Below are 24,858 nucleotides of genomic sequence, written 5' to 3' on the forward strand. Positions count from 1 at the left end.
ATTGCGTCAGCAACGACAAGCCGGACCGGGCGCGCCGTGCTCGTCGACGCGTGGCGCGGGCCGGTATTCCGGTTGATAGCCGGCGATCTGGATGGGACTGCGCACCAAACGGAATTCGCCGGCGGTGACGATCACCTCCGGTGTTTGCTCCAACGCCTCCGGCAGCGTACGCACCGCGGCGACGGGGATCCCGAGCGGCCGGAGCCGCGACTCCCAGCCCGCGGCCGCGTCGGCGGCCAACGCGGTCGCGACCACGGCGAGCACCTCGTCGCGTTTCGCGGCCCTTTCCGCCATCGTCTCGAAGCCGTCAATGCCCGCTTCGGCCGAGAACGCCCGCCAGAAGGCGTCATGGGTGATGAACAGCGCCAGATAGCCGTCCGCTGTTGCGAACAGCTGCGCCGGAACGTAATACGAGTGGGCCCCGTACGGATAGCGCAGCGGCGCCGCACCGTCGTTGAGGTAGGCCGAGGCGCGATAGTTCAACTGCGAGAGCATCACGTCGCGCAGAGACACGTCGACCTGACCACCGCGGCCGGACACGATCTGGGCCAGCAACCCCAACGCCGCGGCCAGCCCGGTCGAGTTGTCCGCAGACGAATACCCCGGCAAGGTCGGCGGCCCGTCGGGATGTCCCGTCATCGCGGCGACGCCGGTCGCGGCCTGGATCACGTAGTCGAACGCGGGGTCGTCGCCGCCCTCGAGCCCGAAGCCGGTCATCGCCACACAGACGATGCGTTCGTTGAACTGTCGAAGCGATTCGTATGTCAGGCCCAGCTTCTTGATCGCCGACGGCTTCATGTTCACCAGCAGCGCATGGGATTCCGCGACGAGCTCGGCCAGGTGCCGGCGACCGTCATCCGAGCGCAGATCGAGCACCACACTCTTCTTGTTTCGGTTGAGACTGGCGAAGTAGCTGTCGCCGACCTGACGCGAGATCTCGCCGCCGGGCGGTTCGATCTTGATGACCTCCGCCCCCAGGTCGGCCAGCAGCATGGTCGCGTACGGGCCGGCCAGCATGACGCCGACCTCGATGATCCGGATGCCCGCCAGCGGACCCGAGTCGGTCACCGTACCGCCTTGGCAAGTTCGGCGATCACCTCGCGCGTGCGGTATTTCGACGCGATCAGGTCGTCACGGTTCTCGCCGATCGGCAACAGCCGAACCGACAAGTCGGTGACTCCGGCGTCGGCGAAATTCTGGAATCGCCGCAGAATCTGTTCACTGTCGCCGGCCGCACACAGATCGCCGACATCGCGCGCATCCCCGCGATCGAGTAGGCGCTGATAGTTCGGCGACGTCTCGGCCTCGGCGAGGATGCGATTCGCCCGCTCCTTCGCCGTCTCGATCTCCGAGTTCGCGCACAGGCACACCGGAATTCCCGCGACGATGCGCGGCGCGGGCCGACCGGCTTCCGCGGCGGCCTTGTTGATCTTGGGCGCGATGTGATCACCGATCGCCTTCTCGTCAGCCATCCACAGCACCGTGCCGTCGGCGCGCTCCCCGGCGATCTGCAGCATGACCGGACCCAGCGCGGCCACCAGGACCGGCAGCGGGCTCTGCGCGCCCAGCACCGTCGGATTGTGCACCGAAAAGGTGTCGTTCTCGACATCGACATCGCCGGGTCCTGCGAGCGCGGTGTTGAGCACCTCGAGGTAGTCGCGGGTGTACGCGGCCGGCTTCTCATAGGGGATGCCGAGCATGTCCCGAACGATCCAATGGTGCGACGGGCCGACCCCGAGCGCGAGCCGTCCACCGGCCATCGCGTGCACCGACAGAGCCTGCCGCGCGAGCGCGATCGGGTGCTGCGCCTGCAGCGGGACCACCGCGGTGCCCAGCTCGATCTTCGACGTGTGCGCCGCCATCAGCGCTACCATCGTCAGGCAGTCGAAGTCGTTGGGCACCTGCGGCATCCATGCCGTGTCCATGCCTGCGGATTCGGCCCATTGGATATCGGAGACCAGCTTGTTGACCTTGCGGGCCATGTCGCCGCGCTCGGCCCCGATCATCACGCCAAGCCGCATGTCAGCTCTTCCTCCGAGAGTTCAGCGCCGAACGCACATTCGGCCGGCAAGTCACTGTTCGCTCACCGTCAATTTGCGCACCTCGTCGACCAGCGTGTCGAGCGGTGTGCCGGTCGGGAACACCGCCGCGGCTCCGGCGTCCAGCAGCTTCTGAACATCGCTCTGCGGAATCGTGCCGCCCACGACGACCGCGATATCGCCGGCGTCGGCCGAGCGCAGGGCTTCCACGGTGCGCGTGGTGAGCGCCACGTGTGCGCCCGATAGGATCGAAAGGCCCACCAGCGCAACATCTTCCTGCAACGCGATCGAGACGATGTCCTCGATGCGTTGCCGGATACCCGTGTAGATCACTTCGAACCCGGCGTCGCGCAGCGTGCGTGCGACGATCTTGGCGCCGCGGTCATGACCGTCGAGGCCGGGTTTGGCGACCAACACGCGGGCCGGACGGGTCTGGGCGGGAGCGGAGTCAGCCATCAGAACACCACCGGCTGCTGGAATTCGCCCCAGACGGCTTTGAGCGTCGAAACCATCTCGCCCACAGTGCAGTACGTGTTGGCGCAGTCGATGAGCTTGTGCATCAGGTTGTCGTCACCCTCGGCGGCGCGAGCCAGGGCCGCCAACGACTCCTTGACCGCCGCGGCATCGCGCTCGGCCTTGACCTTGGACAGCCGCTTGAGCTGCATATCGCGGCCCTCGGCGTCGAGTTCGTATGTCGCGATCTCCGGCGGTGGTTCTTCGGAGACGAACTTGTTGACTCCGATAACGGGCCTGATACCCGATTCCACGTCCTGGTGGATCTTGAAGGCCTCGTCGGCGATCAGGCCCTGCAGGTAGCCGTCCTCGATGGCTGCGACCATCCCGCCGTGCCGCTCCAAGTCGTGCATGATCTCGATGATCTTCTCTTCGGTCGCGTCGGTGAGCGCCTCGACGAAGTACGAGCCGCCGAGCGGGTCGGCAACCTTGGTCACGCCGGTCTCGTAAGCGAGGATCTGCTGGGTCCGCAGCGCCAGCGTCGCAGACTCCTCGCTCGGCAGTGCGAACGGTTCGTCCCACGCCGCGGTGAACATCGACTGCACGCCGCCGAGCACCGCGGCCATCGCCTCGTAGGCGACCCTGACGAGGTTGTTCTGGGCCTGCGGCGCGTACAGCGATGCGCCGCCCGCCACACAGCCGAACCGGAACATCGACGCCTTGTCGGTGGTGGCGCCGTAGCGTTCCCGCACGATCGTCGCCCACCGGCGGCGCCCAGCCCGGTACTTGGCGATCTCCTCGAAGAAGTCGCCGTGGGTGTAGAAGAAGAAGGAGATCTGCGGGGCGAACTGATCGATGGTCATGCGGCCGCGCTCGACGACGGTGTCGCAATAAGTGACGCCGTCGGCCAGGGTGAACGCCATCTCCTGAACGGCATTCGCGCCGGCATCGCGGAAGTGCGCACCGGCGACGGAGATCGCGTTGAACCTGGGCACCTCGGCCGCGCAGAACTCGATCGTGTCGGCGATCAGCCGCAGCGACGGTTCCGGCGGCCAGATCCAGGTACCGCGTGAGGCGTACTCCTTGAGGATGTCGTTCTGGATGGTGCCGGTCAGCTTCGCTCGCGGCACCCCCTTCTTCTCTGCCGCGGCGACATAGAACGCCAGCAGGATCGCGGCGGTGCCGTTGATGGTGAAGCTGGTGCTGATCTTGTCCAGCGGGATGCCGTCGAACAGGATCTCGGCGTCGGCGAGCGTGTCGACCGCGACGCCGACGCGACCGACCTCCTCGCCGTACTCGGGGTCATCGGAGTCGTAGCCGCACTGCGTGGGCAGGTCCAATGCCACCGACAATCCGGTCCCGCCCTGGTCGAGCAGGTAGCGGTAGCGGCGGTTCGATTCCTCGGCTGTCCCGAATCCCGAATACTGACGAAACGTCCAAGTCTTACCGCGGTACCCGGACGCGAAGTTGCCGCGGGTGAACGGATAGGTGCCCGGCGGTGGCGGTTCGGTCGCCCGTTCTGACGGCCCGTAGACCGGCTCGAGCGGGATCCCCGACGGGGTCTGTACTGGCTCGCTCATCACTGGATAACGTACTTGCAAAAAATGAGAATGCCAATACCGCTCGCCGCAAACGCGCACGGAGGAAGCGGTGCACTCCCGGGTCGAGAGCACGCGAAGACGCGGTACACAGCGATTATGGCACTTGCGTAAAATGAGAACGTCAATACCGCTGTCTTGAGGTTGTCAGCTAGCATCGTGGGACGACGCAGGTCGCCTGGCTAAGGAGGTCCATGTCCGCCTTCACTGACCGCACGCTGGTCGTCTCCGGCGGTAGCCGCGGCATAGGTCTGGCGATCGCGCTCGCCGCGGCCGCACGCGGCGCCAACGTCGTGCTGCTGGCCAAGACGGCCGAACCACATCCGAAGCTGCCCGGCACCGTGCACACCGCCGTCGCGGAGGTCGAGGCCGCCGGCGGCAAGGGCGTGGCGGTGGTGGGCGACGTGCGCAAGGAAGAAGACGTGCAGCGCGCGGTCGACGCGGCCGTCGAGCACTTCGGCGGCGTGGACATCGTGGTCAACAACGCCAGCGCCATCGCCACCGAACCGACCGAGCAGTTGGCGGCCAAGAAGTTCGACCTGATGATGGACATCAACGTACGCGGTACGTTCCTGCTCACCAAAGCCGCGCTGCCCTACCTACGCAAGAGCCCCGACGCGCACGTCATCACGCTGGCGCCGCCGCTGAACATGAACCCGCACTGGCTGGGCGCGCACCCGTCCTACACGCTGTCCAAGTACGGGATGACCCTGCTTTCGCTGGGATGGGCGCAGGAGTACGCGGATGCGGGTATCGGATTCAGCTGCCTGTGGCCGCAGACCTACATCGCCACCGCCGCGGTCGCCAATGCGCCCAACTTCCAGGAGATGATCGACAGGTCCCGCGATCCGCAGATCATGGGCGATGCGGCGGCGGTGATCCTGTCCCGCCCCGCGGCCGAGGTCAACGGCAAATGCTTCATCGACTCCGAACTGCTGAGGCAATCCGGCGTGACGGACCTGTCTCGCTACGGCGGTGGCGACGACCCCATCCTTGATATCTTCGTCGACAAGTCATGAGCATCTCGCTGCTGCTCGAGATGGCCTCCTCGAGCAATCCGGACCGGACCGCCGTGGTGTCCGGCGAAATGCGGCTGACCACAGGAGAATTGAGCGCGCTCGCGGACGGCGGGGCGGGCGTCATCGCCGCTTCGGGCGCGTCCCACGTCGCCTACGTGGGAACCGGCGGCGCCATGCTGCCGCTGCTGTTGTTCGCCGCGGCCAGGGCCGGCGTGCCGGTCACCCCGTTGAACTACCGGCTCAGTGCCGACGGACTGCGTGAGCTGATCGACCGCCTGCCGGCCCCGCTGATCGTGGCCGACTCCGAGTACTGCGACCTCGTCGCCGGAACGGGCAAGGAGGTGATCGGGTCCGAGGAATTCGTGGCGGCTGCCCGCACTGCCGAACCGGTAGCCGAGTTCGCCGACCCCGAGGATGTCGGCGTGGTCCTGTTCACCTCCGGCACCACGTCACGGCCCAAAGCCGTTGAGCTGACCCACAACAACCTGACCAGTTACATCACCGGCACCGTGGAGTTCGACTCCGCGGCCCCCGAGGACGCCGCGCTGATCTGCGTACCGCCGTACCACATCGCCGGCGTCGGTGCCGCGTTGTCCAACCTCTACGCGGGCCGGAAGATGGTGTACCTGCGCCAGTTCGACCCGCACGAGTGGGTGCGCCTGGTGCGGGCAGAGGGTGTCACGACGGCCACCGTGGTGCCGACCATGTTGGACCGCATCGTCACGGTTCTCGAGACGGAGTCCGTCGACTTGCCCACGCTGCGCAATCTCGCCTATGGCGGATCCAAGGTGGCGTTGCCTCTGGTGCGCAAGGCGCTCGAACTGCTTCCCGACGTCGGTTTCGTCAACGCGTACGGCCTCACCGAAACCAGTTCGACCATTGCGGTGCTCGGCCCCGACGACCACCGCGCGGCGCTGGCCTCATCCGACGATGCGGTGCTGCGAAGGCTCGGTTCGGTGGGCCAGCCCGTGCCCGGGATCGAGGTGCAGATCCGCAACGCCGACGGCGCGGTACTCGGCCCCGGCGAAACGGGTGAACTGTTCGTCCGCGGCGACCAGGTTTCCGGCCGCTACGCCGAGATCGGCTCGGTGCTCGATGCCGACGGGTGGTTCCCCACCAAGGACATCGCGATGCTCGACGAGGCCGGCTATCTCTTCATCGGCGGCCGTTCCGACGACACGATCATCCGCGGGGGCGAGAACATCGCGCCGGCCGAGATCGAGGATGTGCTCGTCGAGCATCCCGCGGTACGCGATTGCGCCGTGGTGGGGCCGGAGGATCCGCAGTGGGGCCAGATCATCGTCGCGGTGGTGGTTCCCGCCGACAATCCGGACGGCCCGGCCACCCCGGACGCCGACGAGTTGCGCGAGCACGTCCGACGCCAGCTGCGCGGATCGCGGACCCCCGACCGAGTGGTCTTCCGCGACGAGTTGCCGACCAACGCGACCGGCAAGGTGCTCCGTCGAGAACTGATCGCCGAGTTGACAGCCACCAACTAACAAGGAGCTCAACATGTTCAAGAACGGCACACGACTTCAGAGCCAGGTGTGTGACACCCAGGTGATCGTGGTGCGCAGCGCCGAGAGTCTCGACGATCTGCGCGCCGGCGGTGCACCGATGGTGCCGATCGACGCGCAGAAGGCAGCCGACCTCACGATCGATCCAGACTTCGCCGACGGTAACGCGATGGGCAAGCGCTACGTCGACGACAACGGCGCAGAAGTCCTCGTGACCAAGGCCGGTGCGGGCACGTTGAGCATCGGAAACACTCCCCTGTCGCTCAAAGAAGCCAAGCCGCTACCCGCCAGCGACTGATACTTTCAGCGATGTGAGGCAACGGGGCCTGCTCGTTCGATACGCAGCGGGCTTGGCGTTCGCCTATGTCCTGACGGTCGGTGAAGTCATCGCGATCGTCATGTCGATGACCGGCTGGGCGGGGATGACCGCTGAAACCGTCCTCGTGTCGGCGTCATTGATCGTTGTCGGTACCGCGATCGTGACCGTCGGCGGTGTGCTGATCATCCGGCCCTCGTTGCAATGGCTCGGGTCCCGCGAGCCCACCGACGCCGAACGGCAGGAAACGCTCAAAATCCTTCGCCGCCAGGCGGCGCTGACGGTCGCACCGTGGTTGCTCACGGGGGCGGTGCTGATCTTCTGGGATCTCGACGCGGGAGTCGAGGCTCAGGCTGTCATCGGCTCGGCCATGCTCTTCGGCACGATCGCGACGGTGTCCACCGGGTTCCTGTTCACATTGCGACCGCTGCGACCGGTCTTGGCCGGCGTCACAACCGATTTCACCCGGCTCACCGCGCCCGGAGTGCGTGCCCGGCTGTTGCTCATGTGGACCACGTGTACCGCGCTGCCGGGACTGGCGATCGCGGTGCTGCTCATCATGCGTGCACGCGGTTGGATCATCGACAGGGCCGCCCCGATCGAGTTGGCCCTTCTCGTGCTGGCGCTCGTCGCCGTGGTCCTCGGCTTGCGGGCCATGATCCTGGTGTCGATGTCGATCTCCGACCCCGTCCACGAGGTCATCGACGGCATGGCGAAGGTCGAACGCGGACAGATCGACGCCCGAGTCGAGGTGTACGAGTGGTCGGAGATCGGGCTCCTGCAGAGGGGTTTCAACAGCATGGTCTCCGGCCTGCGCGAACGCGACCGCCTCCGTGACCTTTTCGGCCGCCACGTCGGAGAAGAGGTGGTGCGCCGCGCGGTCGAGGAGAACGAGTCGCTCTCGGGTGACGAACGCGATGTCGCGGTCCTGTTCATCGATCTGGTCGGGTCGACGCGACTGGCCGCATCACACGAACCTCACGAGGTCGCCGAACTGCTCAACGACTTCTTTCGCATCGTCGTGGCCGCCGTGGACGACAAACACGGTCTGGTCAACAAGTTCCAAGGTGACGCGGCGCTCGCCGTGTTCGGCGCGCCGCTGCGCAGCGACGATCCCGCGACCGCGGCGCTGGCGACCGCCCGGATGCTCGTCACGGAGTTGCGACGCCTGCGCCTCGACTTCGGCATCGGGGTCTCGGCCGGCCCGGTGTTCGCCGGCAACATCGGCGCGGAGAACCGATACGAGTACACCGTCGTCGGAGACGCGGTCAACGAGGCGGCCCGGTTGGCCGACCGGGCCAAGGAATTCGACGTACGGGTGCTGTGCTCAGGTGCCGCGCTCGAGCGCGCCGACGACGCCGAGCGCCGCTGCTGGACCGCGCGGGGCTCGGAAACCCTGAGGGGACGATCCACGCCGACGGAGATCTGGGCCCCTCGCTGAGTGGCGGCTGCGCGACGTTGTGTAGTACCGCTGGGTCAATCCTGTACGCCATCAGCCGAACTCGATCGGCAGGCGGGTCGGTCCACTCATCCCGAGCAGCGGACGCCACGGCGCCGGACCGGTGACTCGCGGGTTCGGCATTCGCACCGCAAGGATCTTCAGCGCCTCGGCCAGTTCGCGCCGGGCGAGGTTGGCGCCGAGGCAGTAGTGGGCACCGCCACCGAAGGTGAGAATGGGCGGCGGATCACCACGGGTGATGTCGAAGCGGGTCGGCTCGTCGTAGATCGCCGGATCGCGGTTGGCCGCAAAGGTGTTGACGAGGATGAAGGTGCCTGCCGGGATCGTGTACTCGCCGATGCTGGCATCCTCGGTCGCGCTGCGAAGCGTGCTGCACATCGACGGCGAATGCCGCATCGTCTCCTCGACGGCGTTCATCGCGAGTTCGGGTCGGTCCCTCAGCAGCACCAACTGCTCCGGGTGATCGCACAGCACCTGCATGGAAGCACCCAATTGGGTTCGGGTGGTGTCGGTTCCGGCCAGGAGGATGCTGAAGGCGAGCATGCGTACCTCGGCCGCGTCGAGCCGGTCTCCGTCATGCTCGGCGCGGATCAGCTCGGAGAGCAGGTCATGCGTCAACTCGGTGCGCCGGTGGGCGATCATGTCGTCGATGTACTCGTCGAATGCGTCCCAGGCCCGCAAGACGGCCGGTTCCTCGGCGGCGAGGTCGATGTCGAAGCTGACGACCTTGAAGATGTCTTCAGCCCACTTGGAGAACAACTTCCAGTCCTCCGACGGCGCGCCAAGCAACGCGCAGATGACCGGGATCGGGTAAGGGCGGGCGACCGCTTCCACGAATTCACACCGGCCGTCAGCCTCGACGGCGTCGATGAGGTCGTTGATGACGGCGTGGATGGTGACGTCCATGCGAGCGGTCGCGCGGGGAGTGAAGGCTCTGGAAACGAGGCCGCGCAGTCGCCGGTGCTCGGCACCCTCCATGCACAGGATGCTGCGCGTCACCCGGTCCCACAGCTCCCCCGATGTCACCCCGTGCGCGGTGAGATGGATGCCCGGTGGAATGCCGAATCGTGGATCCCCCAAGATCGCCCTCGCCAGGTCGTAGGACAGCACTTCCGGTCCGATCGGGCCCAGCGCGATCGGCGCCACGTCCTGGGCGGCGCGGAACTGCGGGTAGATGTCCTGCGGTGTGGCGGTGATGTCGTAGGCCAGCGTCGGCAGATCGGCTTCGAAGACACTGGGTTTGGTGGTGTCGATGCTCATATAGCCGCCGGTTCGGTCATCAGACGTTGGTGGACAAAAAGGTCAGCGGCATGCCGAACACGGACAGATCGACCTCGTCGAGGTATGAGCCCTCGCCCGAGAAGCTCTGCCGGAAGCGCGTCGTGGATCCGTATCGCTCGGTCAGCGCTTCGGCGGCCGACGCCTCGGGCACCCGCAGTACGACCGTGTAGACGCCGTCGCCGTTGCGGTCGAGAAAGTCGGTCACCGATCTGGCCACCTCGGCGGTCGAGCCGGGAATGGGACTGATCAGCTCCAGCCCTCCGTTCCAATCCAGATGCACGGACACACCGAGTTCGGTGAGATCGGTGCCGTCGAATTGGAAGCCGAGTTCGGTGAACATCTGCGCGACCGTCGCCTGGCGTTCTCGAGCAACTGCGAGAACGACGTGGTGCAACCGCGAGTGTTCCTCGGTCATTTGCGTACCAGTCCGCGGGGTTGTACGAGACCGAGGTCGAGATGGGTGATCCAACCGGGCGCGGCGTCACAGACCGCGGGGATCGCGTTGATCGCACCCATCGCGGTCCAGTTGTAGCCCGGGTGCGCCATGGTGCCGTCGGGCCGGTCGACGCCCTGGAGCGTCATCTCCGTCGGCGGGTCGCCGGCGATCACGATTCGGTACCGGGTCTTGCCCCAATCCCACGGCGGATCGAGCTTGTCCGCGGGCGCCGTCGTGTAGATCGCGTGGAAAACGATGAGTGGCCGGCCCTCGACCATCGCCGTCCATTCGTGATGCTGTGCGGCCACCGTTCCGCGTGGTATCGCGCCGAGTTCGTGTGGAATGTCTTCGGTGGCGGTGGCGGCCGCCAGGTCGGCGGTGACTTCGTCGATGTGTACGCCGAGTCCGTCGGCGATCATGTGCATCGATTGGGCGAAGAACGGGACGCCGAGGCCCAGAATGGTCGGTTCGGTGAGGAAGGCGTCGCGCTCCTTTCCGAAGCCCATCCAGTCGATGTGGTCGAGCGGTGCGTCGGTGAGGACGTTGACGACTTCATACACCGAGATCTTGTCGACTCTGCTGACGATCCGGGCCAGCGTCAGTGGAAGGATGTCGCCGGCGTAGCCGGGATGGATTCCGCCCGCGTGGAACGACGATCCCCCGTCCCGGCACGCGGCGCGGATCTTCTCGCCGTCCGCGGCGAAATCCGGTGAGGGGTAGAAGAAGCCGCTTGTGGTGACGACGTTCTTCCCCGATCGCAACAGTCGGCACACGGTTTCGGTGTCCATGATCACCGGTGTGTAGAACACGCAGTCGGCATCCATGGCGATGACGGCTTCGATGTCGTCGGTGGCGGGCAGCCCGATCGGCGCGATACCCGCGATCTCGCCGGCGTCCTTACCCACTTTCTCCGGCGTGTGGACCAGAACGCCGATCAGGTCGAAAACGGGGCTGTCGGCGAAGTGCCGGACGCCGACCTGGCCGACATCGCCCGTCATCCACTGGATCATCCGGTAGGTGCGATCGGGCATCGTCTGCCCTCCTTCACTGTGCGAGCACGCCGCGCGGCAGCAACAGCGGCAGATCGTTGTATGTCGCGATGCCGGGATCGGCGGCGACGACGGCCGGGATCGCGGTGATCGCCGGCATGGCGGTGATGGTGAGGCCGAGCATGATGAAGTCGTCGAGGGTTTCGGCGTGAAAGTCCGGAGGCGGTTCGAAACTCAACGTGCTCTTGATCGTCGGCCTGCCTTCGACAGTGACGGTGTAACCGAACGTCGTCGGCCACGCCGGTTGCAGCGACTGTCCTTTCGTCCACACGCCACGGACCTCGATGATGTCCCGACCGCCGAGGTAGCCCTTCCACCGGACGTCGATGCCTGCGACGCAGCCGGCCGCTATCGTCCAGTCGCCGGGAAGTTCGAGAACGGCGGTGGTCTGGGCATATTCGACCTCGCACCGGACGTCGTCGAGTACGGCGCCGAGCGCATCGGCGACCAACAGCACGGCCTCGCGGAAAATGCCCGATCCCTTCGCGGTGATCGCCGGCAGGTCCGGGTCGTCGACGGGACGGCCGAATCCCATGGGGATTTCGGTGGCGGGCGAGTTGTAGATCGTGGTGTCGAAGGACTCCAGGATCGAGATCCGGTCGACGCGATCGGAGAGGCCGGCCGTCACCACGGCGAACAGTTGGATGAATCCGGGATTGATGCCGCTGCCGAAGATCGTGACACCACCACGGTTACAGGCCTCCGTGATGCGATCACGGTCCTCTCCCAGTTGGTGGCCGGTGATGAACTCCGACGTGGTCACCACGTTGACGCCCGCGGCGAGGATGCGCTCCACCTCGTCGACGTCGGCGAACATCGGGTTGTACACCACGCAGTCCGGTTTCAACGCCAGTAGCGCATCGACGTCGTCGGTCGCCGTCACTCCCAGCGGCTCGATGCCGCACAGGGTGCCGACGTCCTTGCCGACCTTGTCCGGCGACCAGGCGTAACATCCGACGAGCTCCAGATCGGTGTTTGCGGTGATCGCATGCACAGACTTCTTGCCGACGTTGCCCGTCGTCCACTGCACGACGCGATATGTCACGAGTGGCGCTCCTTCGGGCTGAATACCACTGGAATGCTGCGGTATCCGCGGGTGACGGAGTTGCCGTGGAAAACCGGATCGGCGTCGGGTGCCAGACGGTAGTCGGGCATCCTCGACAGCACCTGCTCGAGGGCGACCGTGAACTCCAGCCGAGCGAGATTCGAACCCAGGCAGCGGTGTACGCCTGCGCCGAATCCGAGGTGCCGGTTCGCTTGTCGATCGAGGACGCAGCGGTCGGGATCGGGGAACTGCTGCGGGTCGCGGTTGGCCGAAGCGTAGTTGACGATCACCGATTCGCCCGGACAGAAGGTATGGCCGCTGATCTCGACATCTTTGACGACGGTGCGAGGGATCCCGTGGATCGACCCTGCGTACCGGATGAACTCCTCGACGGCTCTCGGCAGAAGCTCCGGTTCGTCGATGAGCCGACCCCGGTCATCGGGATGCGTTGCGAGGTAGTGCAGCGCGAACGACATCGCGCTCGAGGTGGTCTCGAGACCGGCCTGCACCAGCAGCATCGCGTTGGCGACTGCGTCTTGGAACGGCAACTTCTCGCCGTCGATCTCAGCCGAAAGAAGGACGTCGATCATGTCGTCCCGCGGCGGCTGTGCGGTGCGTGCGGTCATCGCACGGTGAAGATGCTGATACAGCCCGGCGTTGGCGGCCATGCGGGCTTCCTCGGTGTCGCCACTGAGCGCAGTGTCGGTCAGCTCGACGCACAGCGGAACATCGTCGACCGGCATTCCGAGGACGTACTTGAAGAAGACGGTTCCGGGCTGTCGCCACGCGACCTCGGCGAGGTCACCGACGCCGTCTTCGATGAACGCGTCGATCAAGTGGTCGGTCTCGGCTCGGATCTGCGGTCGCAGCGCCTTCATCCGCGCCGGCGAGAAGTAGGGATTGAGAACCTTGCGGAACTTCTGTTGCCGCGGAGGATCCATGACGACGAGAAGTTCGCCGAGGATTTGTTCGGCGTCCTCCGGTACTGGATTGCTCGAGAAGTGTTGCCAGTCCTGCAATATGCGGTAGCACTCGTCGTATCTGGTCGCCACCCACGCGCCGCCGGGGGTGGCGGACAAGAACGGTGAGTCGGTGTGGGCGAACGGTGCGTTGCGCCGCATCACCGAGTAGACGTCGTACAGGAAGTCGTTGTCACCGAAGTCCCCGTGGCGAAGGTCCCAGTTTCGTGCGTGCTCCTCGATCGGCTTGGTCACGGAGCCGGTGCGCCTTGCTGTTGTTCCGTTGCCTCCCTCGCCTCTCTTTCCTCGTGGATGCGGACCAGCTCGCGGAAGCCGATTCTGTTGTACTTCGGCACCGGTTGAATTCCCCATTCGTCTTGCGCGGTGTCCTTGCCTTCGGCGCCCTCAGGAGGGCCCAGGGGCGGGTACGGGACCTTGCACTCCAAGGTGTCGTCGGAGTAGCGGACTTTGAGCAGTTCGCTGCAGATCTCGGTGAGGCTCAGTGTCGGGTAGCCGTAATACACCGCCATGAACGGCAGCGTGAACGCCCCCTCGATCACCAGCGCGACCAGGCACACCAGCACCGCCCGCTTGATGTAGCGATGCATCCGCGCGTAGTACGGCGTGGTGCCCGGTGGCAGATCGTCTCTCTGCTCCTCGGTGGTTTCTGACGTCGGTGAAGAGGATGTCATGGCTCGGCTCCTTGAACCTGTTCAGTCGGAGAAGATTTCGCGGTTGACCGTGTGGAGATACGGAATGGCCAAGAATGGCGTGATGTAGAAGATGTCGTAGAGCCACCAGCCGATGACCGGGAAGACGACCCCGGCGTAACGCACGTCGGCGTACATCGTCATGTTGAACACATACAGACACCAGATGAGCACCCCCATCCAGCAGGTGACGATCATCCATTGATGACCCCAGCGCTTCATCTGCAGGAAGCCGATCGCCGCTGCGCACCGCATCGCGAACACGGTGAGGATCATCCCGAACACCATGGACTTCTCGCCGGGCCCGGCCGCACCCCCGACCCACAACTCGTTGTAGTGCCAGAAGTAACCGGCGTCGAACATTGCGCCCCAGCCGACCATCAGTACGCGGTTGATCAACGTGTGGTTGGCGACGAGGTCGAGTGCCCAGCCCAGGCTGTTGAGCATCCCGTCGATCAGCACCAGATATCCGATCAGCGTGACGATCATCGGCCGCATCGACAGACCGGCGCGGGCGGCCTGCCGTTGCAGCCACACCCCGCGCATGAAGATCGGGAAGCCGATCAAACCGGGAGCCCACATTCCCATCAGGGCGGCGCCGACGATCATCCACTTGTCCGCCCGGCGTTGCGCGAGGCGCGACTCTTCGTGGTGCTCCTCGAGGCCGACCGATCCGTCGAGCGAGACCGGCGCCTTGGAACGACGGCTCAACAGCGGCAGATTCACAATTCCCACCATCCGCGGGCAAATGACATGTAGAGCTGGATCCCGAACATCGCGAGCAAGTAGCCGTAGATCACGATCTGCAGGATGATGAGCGCCCTCTTGCGCTTTCGCTCTTTCTGATCCATGGGCGGACTCCTTCCTAACCGGAGGTGTTCGGCGCATCGGTGGCCAGGCTGGCCACGGCGACTTCACGCAATCCGTCGGTGATGGCACCGTCAGTGGACAGTGGTGCGAGGATGCAGGCCTCGGCCGCCTCCAGTTCGGTTGCGCCCGCGACGATCAGTTGACCCGCGGTGACGAGCACGCGGGTGGACGGCGGTTCGAAGTGGAACGCCTCGTCGGCGGTGCGGATCGCGGCGGCGCATTGCACGAGCCGGGTCGCGGTCGCGGAGTCGACACCGGTCTCGGCGACGATCACCTGGGCCTCGCGGTCGGCCGGCAGATACCTCATGGGTAACGTGACGAAGCGTTGGCGGAACGACGGTTTGAGTTCTTTCAGCGAGCTGCGGTAGGCGGGGTTGTACGAGCAGACCAGCATGAAGGTGTCCGGCGCCCGGACCACCTCACCGGCCCGGTCGAGAAACAGCGCGCGGCGGTGGTCGGTCAGCGAGTGCAGGATCGCCAGTGAGTCGTGGCGCGCCTCCACCACCTCGTCGAGATAGCAGATGGCACCGGCCTTCACCGCCCGGGTGAGCGGCCCGTCAGTCCACACGACGTCGCCGCCCGTGACCATGAACCGGCCGACCAGATCCGAACTCGTCAGGTCGTCGTGGCAGCTGATCGTCACGACCGGCCGTTCGAGCAGGACGCCCATGTGCTCGACGAGGCGGGTTTTGCCGCAGCCCGTCGGCCCGGTGAGCATCACGGGCAGGCGCTGCTGATACGCCTGCTCGAACAGCCGGACCTCGTTGGCGTTCGCGTAGTAATTCATGCGGCCACCAGTTCCCGATGAACATGGGCAAGCACTCGGGGAAGCTCCTCTACTCGTCGGATGCGTTGTGAGCGACGGGGTCCGAAGACCTCCGGTAGCGGATCGACGCGGGTCGGCCCGACGCCGACGTAGTAGATGCTCACGCCGGCGTCATTGGCCTCCTCGACAGCGTGGGCGGCGTCGGCCCAGGCGTAGCGCCCCTCATAGCCCTCGTCGGAGATGAGGCCGTCGCCGATCACGATGAGCAGCCGACGCTCGGACGGTTGCGCCAGAAGGCGGCTGGTGAGATGGCGCAACGGCGCTCCCAGCCGGGTGTACCCGCCCGTGGACAGCCCGAGCCGGCCGGGTGGCACGAACCTCCGGTCCTCGAAGTCCTTGAGGCAACTCACCTCGACGCGGTGGCGGGTGTTCCCGGTGAACACGAAGATGCCGTGCCGCTCGCGAGCGAGCGTCATCGCACGCGATAGCGCGTCGGCGCAGGCCAATTCGAGCTTGAAGATCCGGCCGCCGTGGACACCGAGCGATGAGCTGCCGTCCAGCAGCAGCGCGGTGGTGACGTCACGGTTGCTCGGCAGAAGCTCGCGGAAAAGGCGCGGCTCGATCGCCTCACCGGTCGTCAGGTCGATGTAATGGTTGACGTATTGTTCGACGTCCAGGTCAGAGCCGTCCTCCAGCCGGCTCCTCATCGCGCGATGGGTGTGCTCTTCGAACCACCTTCGTAGCTCGGCCGATGCCGATTCCGGCTCCCGGCCGCGCGACGCGTGAGCCTTTTCGAGCACCGCGACGTGGTCGCGCATGAAGCTCTTGGTCCACTCGTTCCACTCGGGATAGGGGATGCCGGGCCGGTGGTCGGGAGTGATGTCGAGATCGTTGTCCTGCGGTCGGCTCGGCGGAGGCAGATTGGGGTTGCGGATACCGCCGTCGCCTCCGACAGGAATGGAATAGGGCCGCGGCAGCCGCTTCTGCGTTGTGGTCCACGGCATCCTGCCGAGCGTGCGCCGCAGCTTGTCCGAGATGCCTTGCGGAGCCGTGTATGCCAGCGGAAGACGGCCCAGCAGCGGGTGGACACTAAGCGGCTGTCCGGTGCGCGCCAGGGCGATCGCCTGGTTGAGCATCGCCGTCGCGTCGAGGTCGCCGTCGAGCACGTCGATATCACCGAGCACTCGCCGGATCTCCGGCGCCAGGCCGGGCCATCGCTCATGGACCCAGCCAAGGGCGACGCGTGCCTCGACGACCGTCACCGCATGCAGTTCACGTGCCGACAGTTCGTTGAGCCGGTACTCGGCAAGGCGGTCCTTCGACGGTGAGCACTGCAGTGCGACACCACATGTGAGCGTTCTACGGGTCCAGTCACGGGCGATCGGATACGGCACATGTACGAAGTCCAGTGCCGCACTCAAGCTGAATGCGCGGTGTTCACCGGTCACGAGGCGAACGCCCTCGCGCCGTTGCCCGCTCAAGGCAACGGCAGTCACCGCGCAACTGCGCTCGACCGCCATCGCGTGCGCATCGGCAAGTTCAGCCATCGATCGTCCGGGCCGCTCAGAAGGTTCCGATGTTGGAGAACATCCAGTACCAGAACCAGATGATCAGGCCGGTACCGCCCCAGGCCGCGACATAACGAAGTATCTCCCAGATCCAGTCCACCAGTGCGGCCTCCTTGCGGGCGCGTTATCGGTCATTGCCACCAGCGTTCAAGCACGCCGACAGCCTCACCTGAGCCGTCATGGTCTGCTCTTTTGTAACGTACATACTGACTCTAGTCAATGATCTCAGTCAGTCAGAGAAGATCTCGCGGTTCACCGAGTGCAGGTAGGGAATCGCCAGGAACGGCGTGATGTAGAAGATGTCATACAGCCACCAACCGACGACGGGGAATATCGTGCCCGCGTAGCGCACGTCGGCGTACATCGTCATGTTGAACACATACAGGCACCAGATGAGCACCCCCATCCAGCAGGTGACGATCATCCACTGATGGCCCCACCTTTTCATCTGCAGGAAGCCGATCCCGGCGGCGATCCGCATCGTGAAGACGGTGAGGATCATCCCGACCTCCATCGCCTTCTCCCCCGGGCCGGCAGCCCCGCCCAGCCACAGCTCGTTGTAGTGCCAGAAGTAGCCGGCGTCGAACATGGCGCCCCAGCCGTTCAACAGGATTCGCGCCAGAATGGTGTGGTTGGCCACGAGATCGAGCGCCCAGCCCACGGTGTTGATCGCCGCGTCGATGATGACCAGGTAGCCGATGAGCGTGACGATCATCGGGCGCACCGACAGCCCTTCGCGCTGAGCTTTGCGCAGCAGCCAAACGCCTCGCAGGAAGAGCGGAAGACCGAAGACGCCGAGCGCCGCGGTTCCGATGAGCAGGCTGCCACAGATGAGCCACTTGTCGGCCTGGCGCTGCGCCAGCCGCGAGCGCTCCATGTGCTCGTCCAGACCGCTGCCGATGGCGGGAATTGTCCGCAGAGTCAAGGCGTCCTCCTGGGAATCAACTCCCCGAGCATTGCAGGAAGACTGACCCCAGTCAATCAACTAGCGCGCCTCGATACCGCGCAGCGTCCTCGCGACGTAGTCCTCGAGCATCGTTCCCTGCGTCGGCCAGTTGTGAGTGGTCGTCAACAACGCATAGAGGCCGAGCAGGAAAAACACTGCGCTGTTCATTGGATTGACGTCCGCGGCGACCTCGCCACGCTGCTGCGCACGCTCGATCTCGTCGGCGACCCGGACGATGACGGGATGCTCGGTGCTTTCGTCGACAGGCCGGGTCTGCGAGAAGTGCAATGCGAGGAAGTCCTTGAACAACAGCGACCCGAGACGACGCTCGAGGCCCAGCACAAGTCGGACGGCCTCGGTGAGAATCGATTCGAGATCGCGGGTCGCATCGATGTAGCGAGCCAGTTGTTTGGCGATGCGCTCCTCCTCGCGGTGTTCCAACTCGAGCAACACGTGTTCCTTGGTCGGGAAGTGAAAGAAGAAGGTGCCGTGGGCAACCCCCGCTGCTGCCACGATGGCGCCGACGTCGGCCGCCGCGATGCCCGATCGCTTGAACTCCGCGATCGCCGCCCCCATCAGCCGCTCGCGCGTCTGCAAGCGCTTGGCTTCGCGTGCTGAGGGTTTGTCCACCACCGCCATGACCTGACGATAGCAACACTGGTCAGGTATTGACATGTGTGATTGACTGCAGTCAATTTCAGGAGGGTCCGGATGGCGTTGGAACAGTTCAACCTCGACGGCCAGGTGGCGATCGTCACCGGCGCGGGCAAGGGCGTCGGTCAGGGTATTGCACGGGTCCTCGCGGAGGCGGGCGCCACAGTAGTCGGCACGGCACGGACCGAATCCGACATCGTCGGAACGATCAAGGGCATCGAAGACACGGGTGGCAGCGGCTTGGCGCTTGTTGCCGACGCGATGAGCCGGCCCGACAATGAGCGTGTCGTCGATACCACGATCGAGCGCTTCGGCCGAGTCGACATCCTGGTGAACAACGTCGGTGGATCGACCTACGCCCGGTTCCTCGACATCACCGACGAGGACTTCCGGCTCACCTTCGACTGGTGCGTCACGTCGGCATTCATCATGAGCCAACTCGTCGCGCCCCACATGCTCGAGGCGGGCCACGGCTCCATCGTCAACATCTCCTCCGGCTCCGCACGTTTCGGCATCCGCGCGTTGACGGCCTACTGCACGGCCAAGGGCGCACTGGAGGCGCTGACGCGAGCCATGGCACAGGAACTCGCGCCGAAGGTTCGGGTCAATGCGATCGCACTGGGCTCTTTCGCCACCGACGGTTTGCAAGGCAGTCTGGACATGATGCCGGGCTCACTGGAGAAGATGTTGGAAGCCACACCGCTGCACCGCCTCGGCAGCGTCGAGGATCTCGGGCGGCTGTGCGTCTACCTGGCCACCCGCGACTGCTACGCGACCAACGCGATCTTTCACGTCGACGGCGGCATCGACTCGAACAACTCACCACTGCCGATCCCCGACTACTGATCGAGAACGGACCCCAAATGCGCAGAGTCGTCCAGTTTTCCACCGGCAACGTCGGCCAGCACTCGCTTCGCGCGCTCATCGGACGGCCGGATCTGGAACTCGTCGGTGTGCATGCCGCCAATCCGGACAAGATCGGCAGGGACGCAGCCGAACTGTGCGGGTTGAGCGAGCCCACCGGTGTCGTCGCCACTGATGACATCGACGCGCTCATCGCGTTGAGGCCGGACTGCGTCGTCTACACCGCGCTGGGTGAGACGCGGCCCATGGAGGCGATCGAGCAGATGTCGCAGTTCCTCGCCGCGGGCGTCAATGTCGTCGGCACGTCGATGGTCTGGTTGGTGACGCCGAAGCAGGCTGACGACTGGTTGCGCGTACCTCTGGAAGAGGCGTGTGCCGCAGGCAACTCGTCGCTCTACGTCAACGGCATCGATCCCGGCTACTCGGGAGACACCGCGGTGTTCGCCGCGCTGAGCCTGTCCAGCCGCGCCGAGTCGATCACCGTGCAGGAGGTCTTCGACTACGGCAACTACGATGACTACGAATACACCGGGACGGCAATGGGTTTCGGTACCACTCCCGACGACGAGCTGCCGATGGCGTTTCAGCCCGGTGTCATCACGGCGATGTTCGGTGGACTGGTGCGCAACCTCGCTCACCATCTCGGCTCCGGGCTCGACGAGGTTCGCCAGCGCTATGAGCCCTGGTACACCGACCGGCGCATCGAATGCAAGATGATGACCGTCGAGCCCGGCCAGTTGGCCGGCGTGCGATTCGCCGCCGAAGGGATGCGCGGCGGCGACGTCATCATCACCGTGGAGCACACCACCCGGCTCACCCCCGCGGCGGCGCCGGAGTGGGAGTATCCGCCCGACGGCCACTCCGGTGTGCACAAGGTGATCGTCGAGGGCGAGCCGCGCATCGAGATGAGCACGCTGCTGTCGCATCCGGTGCTCGACGTCACCGAAGCGGGGTGCCTGTCCACCGCCGCGCGTGTCGTCAACGCCATCGACTGGGTGTGCCGCGCCCCGTCGGGGTTGATCTCTGCCGAGGAGATCCCCGTGAATGAGCTCATCCGAGGGTTGATGTGGTGAGCTGCTTCTCCTCGTAGAGCCGCGCCCACTCCTTGCGTGGGCGGATGGATACGTCGACGTCGGTTGCCTTGGCGCGCAACGCCCCAACCGTCGCGTCCGTCCGCGAAGTACGAGCGAACGGATCCCAGCCGAAGAAGTTGCACGCGTTCTGCCAGGTGATCTTGTTGATGTCGGTGTCGTCCGCACCCGCCGCGGTGAGCTCGGCCATCACCTGCTCGGGCGCGTCGGGCCAGAAGCAGTCCGAGTGCGGGTAGTCACACTCCCACGCGATGATGTCGATGCCTATCTCGTGCCGCAGCTTCAGCGAGGTCTTGTCGGTGACGTAGCAGGCCAGTGAGTGCTCGCGGAACACATCGCTGGGCAGCTTGTCGCCGAAGTCACGCCGCAGCCACTTCTGGTTCGTGTAGTGGCGGTCGCTGCGGTCGAGGTAGAACGGGATCCACCCGATACCGCCTTCGGAGAACGCGAATTTCAGGTTGGGGTAGTTGCGCATCGCCGGACCCCACAACAGGTCCTGGGCGCACATCGCCGACACCTGGGTGGCCAGGATGATCAGGTTGTCGATGGGAGCGTTGGGCGCCATGCTGATCGCGCCGAAGCCGGTGCCGATATGCAGGCACATCACCACGTTCTCCTCCGACAGCGTCCGGAACACCGGACCCCAGTACTCGTCGTCGTGATAACTCGGAAGCCCTTCCAGGTGAGGCAGTTCCGGCATGGTGACCGCGCGGCAGCCCTTCGCGGCGACGCGACGGATCTCGTCGCACATCGCCTGCGGGTTCCAGGTCGGCATGATCGCGATCGGGATGAAGCGGTCCGGATATGAGCCCGCCCACTCGTCGATGTGCCAGTCGTTGTAGGCCGACACCATCACCAATGTGGTTTCCTCGCGGTGCATGTTGAGGTGCCGCGCGGAGAAGCCGGTGAACGTCGGGAAGCACATCGAGGCCAGGATGCCGTTGCGGTTCATATCGCGCACCCGTTCGTGGACGTCGTACACGCCGGGACGCATCTCGGCGAACCCGGCGGGGTCACGACCCCACTCTTCGGCCGGCCAGGAGACCACCGCGTTCAACCCGCTGACGCCCTGCGGCCGACCTTGATACATCCACTGGTCGACGCCCTTGTCGTCGGTGACCACGATCGGCGCCTCGTCCTTGTATCTGGCCGGGACATGCCGAAGGAACATGTCGGGCGGTTCCACAACGTGGTCGTCGATGCTCACCAGGATCAGGTCGTCGATGTCCATACCCCAGTAGTACCGTCTAGCGGTGTGACCGTCTCCGCGCTATCGGACAGAGATTTGGCCCAAACGGCCAAGCTCGACGCGGCACACCCTCGGCGCGTCATCGACCTGCGGCGAGGTGGTCGCGCTTTGGGCGGCAGCTACCTCTACGAGGGCGATGCCCTGATCACCGGCTGGCACTCACACGACGTCCACCAGATCGAGTACGCGATCGGCGGTGTGGTCGAGGTCGAGACAGATTCGGCACACTACCTGCTGCCGCCGCAGCAGGCGGCGTGGATTCCGGTCGGCCTCGAACATCAGGCCACGATGAACCCCGACGTCCGGACCGTCGCGGTCATGTTCGATCCCGAGTTGATTTCGCAAGCGGGCGACCGGGCGCGCATCCTCGGCGTCTCACCGTTGATCCGGGAGATGATGATCTACGCGCTGCGCTGGCCGATCGACCGCCCCGACGGTGATGAGGTGTCAGACGCGTTCTTCCGCACCCTGGCCAACCTGGTCTCCGAGGCCCTCGACCACGAGGCGCCGCTGAGTCTGCCGAGTTCCGAGCACCCGATCGTCACCGCCGCGATGGCGTACACGAAAGAACACCTCGAAGACGTGAGCGCCCAGGAGGTGAGCCGGGCGGTCTCGGTGTCGGAGCGCACGCTGCGGCGACTGTTTCACGATTCGATCGGATTGTCCTGGCGCACATATCTTTTGCACGCACGCATGCTCAAGGCCATGGCGCTGCTGGCCGCGCCGGGGCAATCGGTACAGGAAGCCTCGTCGGCGGTGGGCTTTGACAGCCTCAGCTCGTTCACCCGGGCCTTCACCCAGTTCTGCGGAGAGACGCCGACGAGCTACCGGAAGCGGGTCGGTGGCACACCGCTCTGATCGGGCCGACGTGTCACGGGTCGTGACGCATCTGCCCCTCACGCAGTAGCGCATTCACCGCGTCCTGCCATCGCTGCAGTTGCGCAGGGTTGTCGAACGGCTCGGGGAGGTGACGTTCGATATGGCCGCGCAGGATCCACGTGCCGAGGGCCAGCACCAGCGGGTTCAGCGTGCCCCATGTCGGGTCGAGGTCCGGTCGCGTCAACCCGAGATCCCGACGCGCTTGCCAGCGTTCTGCACCGATGGCCGCCAGCGAGTCGAACAGCTGCTCGCCGAGCGGACTGCCGTCGGTGAGCGCTCGTCCGACGTAGGCCATCACATCCGGTTCGTCGGTCACCAGTGACGTCACCCTGTTTCCGATGTCGGTGATCGTGTCGACAGGTGGCTCTGGGATGGGCTTCGCGATCACCGTCTCGATGACCGCGACCACATGGTCATCGACGGCCTTGATCAGGTTCGCCTTCGTCGCGAAGTGGTGTTGCACCAGGCCGAGCGAGACGCCCGCCTCGGCGGCCACCAGGCGCAGCGACGTGGCCGCCGCGCCGCGGGCCGCGAAGCACTTGAGGGCCGCCTCCCGGATCCGCTCGATGCTCGAACGTCGATCGTCGCGGGGCGCATGTTGACGAGCTCGAGTGGATGCCATCAATGCCTGCAGGTCGGGTTGTTCACCTCCTCAAGGTATCCAATACGTCTGTATCGTAGGCAACCGATACGCGTGTATTGTCGGCGTCCGCGGACGATGAACCCTTGTCTTGACCGGGAGGAGAGACGCGAATGGCAGTCAACGAGCGACCGACCCCGCAGACGACGCGTCCTGGCTCCATCGATCTTGTATCGCGGGCCGTTTCGACGCCGCAGGAGACGCCGTTCGGCGCGTGCATCCAGGATCCGGACCGGTGGGCCGTCGTCGCCGATGAAGGCGCCAAGGAACTGTGCCGGGCATGCCCGCGCCGCTGGCTCTGCGCGCAGGAGGCGTGCCAGACACCGGGGGCGGTCGGAGTGTGGGCCGGGATCTTCATCCCGGACGAGGGCCGCGCGCGCCAGTTCGCGCTGCGGCAACTTCGATCGCTGGCCGAACGCAACGGGTTCACCGTCCGAAAAGTAGGCTGAGCCGGAACTTCGGGTCGGCGGGTTTCACTACCGTCAACAACGGGCAACCTCTGCGCACCATATTCCGTGAGCCCGTAGGAGACCTGATGCGCGAGCGCGCCATCGCACCCGCCGACGACCCGACCGCCGAAGCGATCGCCACCACGGGCCTCTTCCTCATCGTCACGGCAGTGATCGCCGTCGCGGTGTCCCTGGCCAGTTGGGGCGCGGCCGACGCGGCGATGGCCGCAGCGGCCGGGGCCATCGCCACTCTGAGCTTCGCCGCCAGCCTGGTTTGTTTCGCAATCCAGAGCAGAGACGGCTGAGCCGGCCCTCGTCCGCGACGGCGTCCGCTGCGATGATGGCGAGCTATGACGCGCTGGTACCCGCTCGCAGCCGCCGACGTCGATTTCCTGGTGTCGGCCCCGCACGTCTTCCGTTACGAGAAGCGGTTCGCGGCGCCCCCCGAGCGGGTGTGGGAGTCGATGGTGTCGGACGAGTCTCTGGCGGCTTGGGGGCCATCGGTCAAACGCGTCACCTGGACCTCGCCGCGTCCGTTCGGCATCGGTACCACCCGTGAAGCAGTGCCTGCGGGCGGGGCCACCCTTCGCGAGCGCTACTTCCAGTGGGAAGACGGCCACCGGAAATCGTTCTACGTCTACGAGTCGACGTTGCCGCTCTTCAAGCGCTTCGCCGAGGATTACATCGTCGACGCCGACGGTGACAGCACGCTTTTCACGTGGGTGGTCGCAGTCGAACCGAAGAGGGCATTGGCTCTGCCGGTCAAAGTGCTTGCGCCGCTATTGAAGGCCGGGCTCGGGCGCATCCCCGCCGACGGGCAGAAGTACTTCGCCGCCAAGGCGTGACCGCGATTTCTGCACGAGGGCTGTGGATATCGGCAGATCACGACCCTGGTGTAGAAATCGGCGGGGGATTGAGTGCGCGAGGGGGGACTCGAACCCCCACGCCCTGAGGCAATGGAACCTAAATCCATCTCGTCTGCCAGTTCCGACACTCGCGCT

At 65.5% G+C, this 24,858-nt stretch carries 28 protein-coding genes and 1 tRNA gene; 10 read left to right on the top strand and 19 right to left on the bottom strand.

Going from position 1 to position 24,858, the window contains the following annotated elements:
- Window positions 1–6: 6 nt before the first annotated feature.
- Genes AU187_RS07040 through AU187_RS07055 form a run of 4 tightly spaced genes read right to left on the bottom strand, consistent with a single transcriptional unit; the run spans window position 7 to window position 4,072 of the window.
- The gene (locus AU187_RS07040) at window positions 7–1,068 is read right to left on the bottom strand and encodes a CaiB/BaiF CoA transferase family protein (RefSeq protein ID WP_059166446.1); all 1,062 of its coding nucleotides are present in this window, start codon (window positions 1,066–1,068) and stop codon (window positions 7–9) included.
- Complete coding sequence (locus tag AU187_RS07045) at window positions 1,065–2,021, bottom strand: LLM class F420-dependent oxidoreductase (RefSeq protein ID WP_059166447.1); 957 nt, start codon at window positions 2,019–2,021, stop codon at window positions 1,065–1,067. The genes AU187_RS07040 and AU187_RS07045 overlap by 4 nt, the downstream gene beginning before the upstream one ends.
- A 51-nt stretch (window positions 2,022–2,072) precedes the next feature.
- The gene (locus AU187_RS07050; RefSeq protein ID WP_059102031.1) at window positions 2,073–2,495 is read right to left on the bottom strand and encodes a cobalamin B12-binding domain-containing protein; all 423 of its coding nucleotides are present in this window, start codon (window positions 2,493–2,495) and stop codon (window positions 2,073–2,075) included.
- A complete protein-coding gene (locus AU187_RS07055) occupies window positions 2,495–4,072 on the bottom strand; it encodes a methylmalonyl-CoA mutase family protein (RefSeq protein WP_059102032.1) in 1,578 nt (525 codons plus the stop codon). The genes AU187_RS07050 and AU187_RS07055 overlap by 1 nt, the downstream gene beginning before the upstream one ends.
- Window positions 4,073–4,284: 212 nt before the next feature.
- Between AU187_RS07055 and AU187_RS07060 the strand changes: the two genes are divergently transcribed.
- Genes AU187_RS07060 through AU187_RS07075 form a run of 4 tightly spaced genes read left to right on the top strand, consistent with a single transcriptional unit; the run spans window position 4,285 to window position 8,383 of the window.
- Window positions 4,285–5,109: an SDR family oxidoreductase gene (locus AU187_RS07060; protein WP_059102033.1), complete on the top strand. Its 825-nt coding sequence runs from the start codon at window positions 4,285–4,287 to the stop codon at window positions 5,107–5,109.
- Window positions 5,106–6,608 (top strand): class I adenylate-forming enzyme family protein, encoded by a 1,503-nt coding sequence (locus AU187_RS07065; RefSeq protein WP_059102034.1) that lies wholly within the window; start codon window positions 5,106–5,108, stop codon window positions 6,606–6,608. Before AU187_RS07060 ends, AU187_RS07065 begins: the two co-directional genes overlap by 4 nt.
- Before the next feature lie 13 nt (window positions 6,609–6,621).
- Complete coding sequence (locus tag AU187_RS07070) at window positions 6,622–6,924, top strand: hypothetical protein (RefSeq protein WP_059102035.1); 303 nt, start codon at window positions 6,622–6,624, stop codon at window positions 6,922–6,924.
- A gap of 13 nt (window positions 6,925–6,937) precedes the next feature.
- On the top strand, window positions 6,938–8,383 hold the full coding sequence (locus AU187_RS07075; RefSeq protein ID WP_059102036.1) for an adenylate/guanylate cyclase domain-containing protein: 1,446 nt from the start codon (window positions 6,938–6,940) through the stop codon (window positions 8,381–8,383).
- A gap of 51 nt (window positions 8,384–8,434) precedes the next feature.
- Here AU187_RS07075 and AU187_RS07080 read toward each other — a convergent pair whose 3' ends face one another.
- From AU187_RS07080 to AU187_RS07130, 12 genes are all read right to left on the bottom strand, one after another.
- Window positions 8,435–9,661, bottom strand: a complete 1,227-nt coding sequence (locus AU187_RS07080) for a cytochrome P450 (protein WP_059166448.1) — start codon at window positions 9,659–9,661, stop codon at window positions 8,435–8,437.
- Between the two features lie 19 nt (window positions 9,662–9,680).
- Window positions 9,681–10,097, bottom strand: coding sequence for a VOC family protein (locus tag AU187_RS07085; RefSeq protein ID WP_059166449.1), 417 nt, complete (start codon window positions 10,095–10,097; stop codon window positions 9,681–9,683).
- On the bottom strand, window positions 10,094–11,149 hold the full coding sequence (locus tag AU187_RS07090) for an NAD(P)H-dependent amine dehydrogenase family protein (protein ID WP_059166450.1): 1,056 nt from the start codon (window positions 11,147–11,149) through the stop codon (window positions 10,094–10,096). Before AU187_RS07090 ends, AU187_RS07085 begins: the two co-directional genes overlap by 4 nt.
- 13 nt (window positions 11,150–11,162) lie before the next feature.
- Window positions 11,163–12,212 (bottom strand): NAD(P)H-dependent amine dehydrogenase family protein, encoded by a 1,050-nt coding sequence (locus AU187_RS07095; protein ID WP_059166451.1) that lies wholly within the window; start codon window positions 12,210–12,212, stop codon window positions 11,163–11,165.
- Window positions 12,209–13,426 (bottom strand): cytochrome P450, encoded by a 1,218-nt coding sequence (locus tag AU187_RS07100; RefSeq protein WP_059166452.1) that lies wholly within the window; start codon window positions 13,424–13,426, stop codon window positions 12,209–12,211. Before AU187_RS07100 ends, AU187_RS07095 begins: the two co-directional genes overlap by 4 nt.
- Window positions 13,423–13,863, bottom strand: coding sequence for a hypothetical protein (locus AU187_RS07105; RefSeq protein ID WP_059166453.1), 441 nt, complete (start codon window positions 13,861–13,863; stop codon window positions 13,423–13,425). Before AU187_RS07105 ends, AU187_RS07100 begins: the two co-directional genes overlap by 4 nt.
- A gap of 21 nt (window positions 13,864–13,884) precedes the next feature.
- Window positions 13,885–14,607 carry a hypothetical protein gene (locus AU187_RS07110; protein ID WP_059166454.1) on the bottom strand — a complete coding sequence of 241 codons (723 nt, stop codon included), beginning with the start codon at window positions 14,605–14,607 and terminating at the stop codon, window positions 13,885–13,887.
- A complete protein-coding gene (locus AU187_RS25880; protein ID WP_286131870.1) occupies window positions 14,604–14,732 on the bottom strand; it encodes a hypothetical protein in 129 nt (42 codons plus the stop codon). The genes AU187_RS07110 and AU187_RS25880 overlap by 4 nt, the downstream gene beginning before the upstream one ends.
- A 14-nt stretch (window positions 14,733–14,746) precedes the next feature.
- The gene (locus tag AU187_RS07115; RefSeq protein WP_059102044.1) at window positions 14,747–15,538 is read right to left on the bottom strand and encodes a CbbQ/NirQ/NorQ/GpvN family protein; all 792 of its coding nucleotides are present in this window, start codon (window positions 15,536–15,538) and stop codon (window positions 14,747–14,749) included.
- Window positions 15,535–17,064 (bottom strand): nitric oxide reductase activation protein NorD, encoded by a 1,530-nt coding sequence (locus AU187_RS07120; protein WP_059166455.1) that lies wholly within the window; start codon window positions 17,062–17,064, stop codon window positions 15,535–15,537. The genes AU187_RS07115 and AU187_RS07120 overlap by 4 nt, the downstream gene beginning before the upstream one ends.
- Before the next feature lie 250 nt (window positions 17,065–17,314).
- Window positions 17,315–17,962 carry a hypothetical protein gene (locus AU187_RS07125; protein ID WP_156425644.1) on the bottom strand — a complete coding sequence of 216 codons (648 nt, stop codon included), beginning with the start codon at window positions 17,960–17,962 and terminating at the stop codon, window positions 17,315–17,317.
- Window positions 17,963–18,070: 108 nt separating this feature from the next.
- The gene (locus tag AU187_RS07130; RefSeq protein ID WP_059102047.1) at window positions 18,071–18,670 is read right to left on the bottom strand and encodes a TetR family transcriptional regulator; all 600 of its coding nucleotides are present in this window, start codon (window positions 18,668–18,670) and stop codon (window positions 18,071–18,073) included.
- Between the two features lie 72 nt (window positions 18,671–18,742).
- On the opposite strand from AU187_RS07130, the gene AU187_RS07135 reads away from it, so the two are divergent.
- Both AU187_RS07135 and AU187_RS07140 read left to right on the top strand, forming a co-directional pair.
- Window positions 18,743–19,531: an SDR family NAD(P)-dependent oxidoreductase gene (locus AU187_RS07135; protein ID WP_059166456.1), complete on the top strand. Its 789-nt coding sequence runs from the start codon at window positions 18,743–18,745 to the stop codon at window positions 19,529–19,531.
- A 17-nt stretch (window positions 19,532–19,548) separates the two neighbouring features.
- The gene (locus tag AU187_RS07140; protein WP_059166457.1) at window positions 19,549–20,622 is read left to right on the top strand and encodes an NAD(P)H-dependent amine dehydrogenase family protein; all 1,074 of its coding nucleotides are present in this window, start codon (window positions 19,549–19,551) and stop codon (window positions 20,620–20,622) included.
- Here the strand turns inward: AU187_RS07140 and AU187_RS07145 are convergent.
- Complete coding sequence (locus AU187_RS07145; RefSeq protein ID WP_059166458.1) at window positions 20,600–21,871, bottom strand: amidohydrolase family protein; 1,272 nt, start codon at window positions 21,869–21,871, stop codon at window positions 20,600–20,602. The genes AU187_RS07140 and AU187_RS07145 overlap by 23 nt on opposite strands.
- A gap of 24 nt (window positions 21,872–21,895) precedes the next feature.
- Between AU187_RS07145 and AU187_RS07150 the strand changes: the two genes are divergently transcribed.
- Complete coding sequence (locus tag AU187_RS07150; protein WP_059166459.1) at window positions 21,896–22,747, top strand: AraC family transcriptional regulator; 852 nt, start codon at window positions 21,896–21,898, stop codon at window positions 22,745–22,747.
- Between the two features lie 13 nt (window positions 22,748–22,760).
- Here the strand turns inward: AU187_RS07150 and AU187_RS07155 are convergent, their stop codons facing one another.
- Complete coding sequence (locus AU187_RS07155; protein ID WP_059166460.1) at window positions 22,761–23,390, bottom strand: TetR/AcrR family transcriptional regulator; 630 nt, start codon at window positions 23,388–23,390, stop codon at window positions 22,761–22,763.
- A 131-nt stretch (window positions 23,391–23,521) separates the two neighbouring features.
- Here AU187_RS07155 and AU187_RS07160 point away from each other — a divergent pair, with 131 nt between their 5' ends.
- The 3 genes from AU187_RS07160 to AU187_RS07170 all read left to right on the top strand — a co-directional run bounded on the left by AU187_RS07160 (window position 23,522) and on the right by AU187_RS07170 (window position 24,702).
- Window positions 23,522–23,857: a WhiB family transcriptional regulator gene (locus AU187_RS07160; RefSeq protein WP_082684043.1), complete on the top strand. Its 336-nt coding sequence runs from the start codon at window positions 23,522–23,524 to the stop codon at window positions 23,855–23,857.
- Between the two features lie 86 nt (window positions 23,858–23,943).
- Window positions 23,944–24,162 carry a hypothetical protein gene (locus tag AU187_RS07165; protein ID WP_059166461.1) on the top strand — a complete coding sequence of 73 codons (219 nt, stop codon included), beginning with the start codon at window positions 23,944–23,946 and terminating at the stop codon, window positions 24,160–24,162.
- Window positions 24,163–24,207: 45 nt separating this feature from the next.
- A complete protein-coding gene (locus AU187_RS07170; RefSeq protein WP_059166462.1) occupies window positions 24,208–24,702 on the top strand; it encodes an SRPBCC family protein in 495 nt (164 codons plus the stop codon).
- Window positions 24,703–24,775: 73 nt separating this feature from the next.
- Here AU187_RS07170 and AU187_RS07175 read toward each other — a convergent pair.
- Window positions 24,776–24,857, bottom strand: a tRNA-Leu gene (locus tag AU187_RS07175).
- Between the last annotated feature and the right edge of the window lies 1 nt (window position 24,858).

It is taken from the genome of Mycobacterium sp. IS-1556 (assembly GCF_001499985.1).
Taxonomy (GTDB): domain Bacteria; phylum Actinomycetota; class Actinomycetes; order Mycobacteriales; family Mycobacteriaceae; genus Mycobacterium.

Coding starts and splice junctions, on each gene's coding strand:
- AU187_RS07045 (WP_059166447.1), bottom strand. CDS start 2,021: ATGCGGCTTGGCGTGATGATCGGGGCCGAGCGCGGCGACATGGCCCGC.
- AU187_RS07050 (WP_059102031.1), bottom strand. CDS start 2,495: ATGGCTGACTCCGCTCCCGCCCAGACCCGTCCGGCCCGCGTGTTGGTC.
- AU187_RS07055 (WP_059102032.1), bottom strand. CDS start 4,072: ATGAGCGAGCCAGTACAGACCCCGTCGGGGATCCCGCTCGAGCCGGTC.
- AU187_RS07060 (WP_059102033.1), top strand. CDS start 4,285: ATGTCCGCCTTCACTGACCGCACGCTGGTCGTCTCCGGCGGTAGCCGC.
- AU187_RS07065 (WP_059102034.1), top strand. CDS start 5,106: ATGAGCATCTCGCTGCTGCTCGAGATGGCCTCCTCGAGCAATCCGGAC.
- AU187_RS07070 (WP_059102035.1), top strand. CDS start 6,622: ATGTTCAAGAACGGCACACGACTTCAGAGCCAGGTGTGTGACACCCAG.
- AU187_RS07080 (WP_059166448.1), bottom strand. CDS start 9,661: ATGAGCATCGACACCACCAAACCCAGTGTCTTCGAAGCCGATCTGCCG.
- AU187_RS07085 (WP_059166449.1), bottom strand. CDS start 10,097: ATGACCGAGGAACACTCGCGGTTGCACCACGTCGTTCTCGCAGTTGCT.
- AU187_RS07090 (WP_059166450.1), bottom strand. CDS start 11,149: ATGCCCGATCGCACCTACCGGATGATCCAGTGGATGACGGGCGATGTC.
- AU187_RS07105 (WP_059166453.1), bottom strand. CDS start 13,863: ATGACATCCTCTTCACCGACGTCAGAAACCACCGAGGAGCAGAGAGAC.
- AU187_RS25880 (WP_286131870.1), bottom strand. CDS start 14,732: ATGGATCAGAAAGAGCGAAAGCGCAAGAGGGCGCTCATCATCCTGCAG.
- AU187_RS07115 (WP_059102044.1), bottom strand. CDS start 15,538: ATGAATTACTACGCGAACGCCAACGAGGTCCGGCTGTTCGAGCAGGCG.
- AU187_RS07120 (WP_059166455.1), bottom strand. CDS start 17,064: ATGGCTGAACTTGCCGATGCGCACGCGATGGCGGTCGAGCGCAGTTGC.
- AU187_RS07125 (WP_156425644.1), bottom strand. CDS start 17,962: ATGGAGCGCTCGCGGCTGGCGCAGCGCCAGGCCGACAAGTGGCTCATC.
- AU187_RS07130 (WP_059102047.1), bottom strand. CDS start 18,670: ATGGCGGTGGTGGACAAACCCTCAGCACGCGAAGCCAAGCGCTTGCAG.
- AU187_RS07135 (WP_059166456.1), top strand. CDS start 18,743: ATGGCGTTGGAACAGTTCAACCTCGACGGCCAGGTGGCGATCGTCACC.
- AU187_RS07140 (WP_059166457.1), top strand. CDS start 19,549: ATGCGCAGAGTCGTCCAGTTTTCCACCGGCAACGTCGGCCAGCACTCG.
- AU187_RS07145 (WP_059166458.1), bottom strand. CDS start 21,871: ATGGACATCGACGACCTGATCCTGGTGAGCATCGACGACCACGTTGTG.
- AU187_RS07155 (WP_059166460.1), bottom strand. CDS start 23,390: ATGGCATCCACTCGAGCTCGTCAACATGCGCCCCGCGACGATCGACGT.
- AU187_RS07160 (WP_082684043.1), top strand. CDS start 23,522: ATGGCAGTCAACGAGCGACCGACCCCGCAGACGACGCGTCCTGGCTCC.
- AU187_RS07165 (WP_059166461.1), top strand. CDS start 23,944: ATGCGCGAGCGCGCCATCGCACCCGCCGACGACCCGACCGCCGAAGCG.
- AU187_RS07170 (WP_059166462.1), top strand. CDS start 24,208: ATGACGCGCTGGTACCCGCTCGCAGCCGCCGACGTCGATTTCCTGGTG.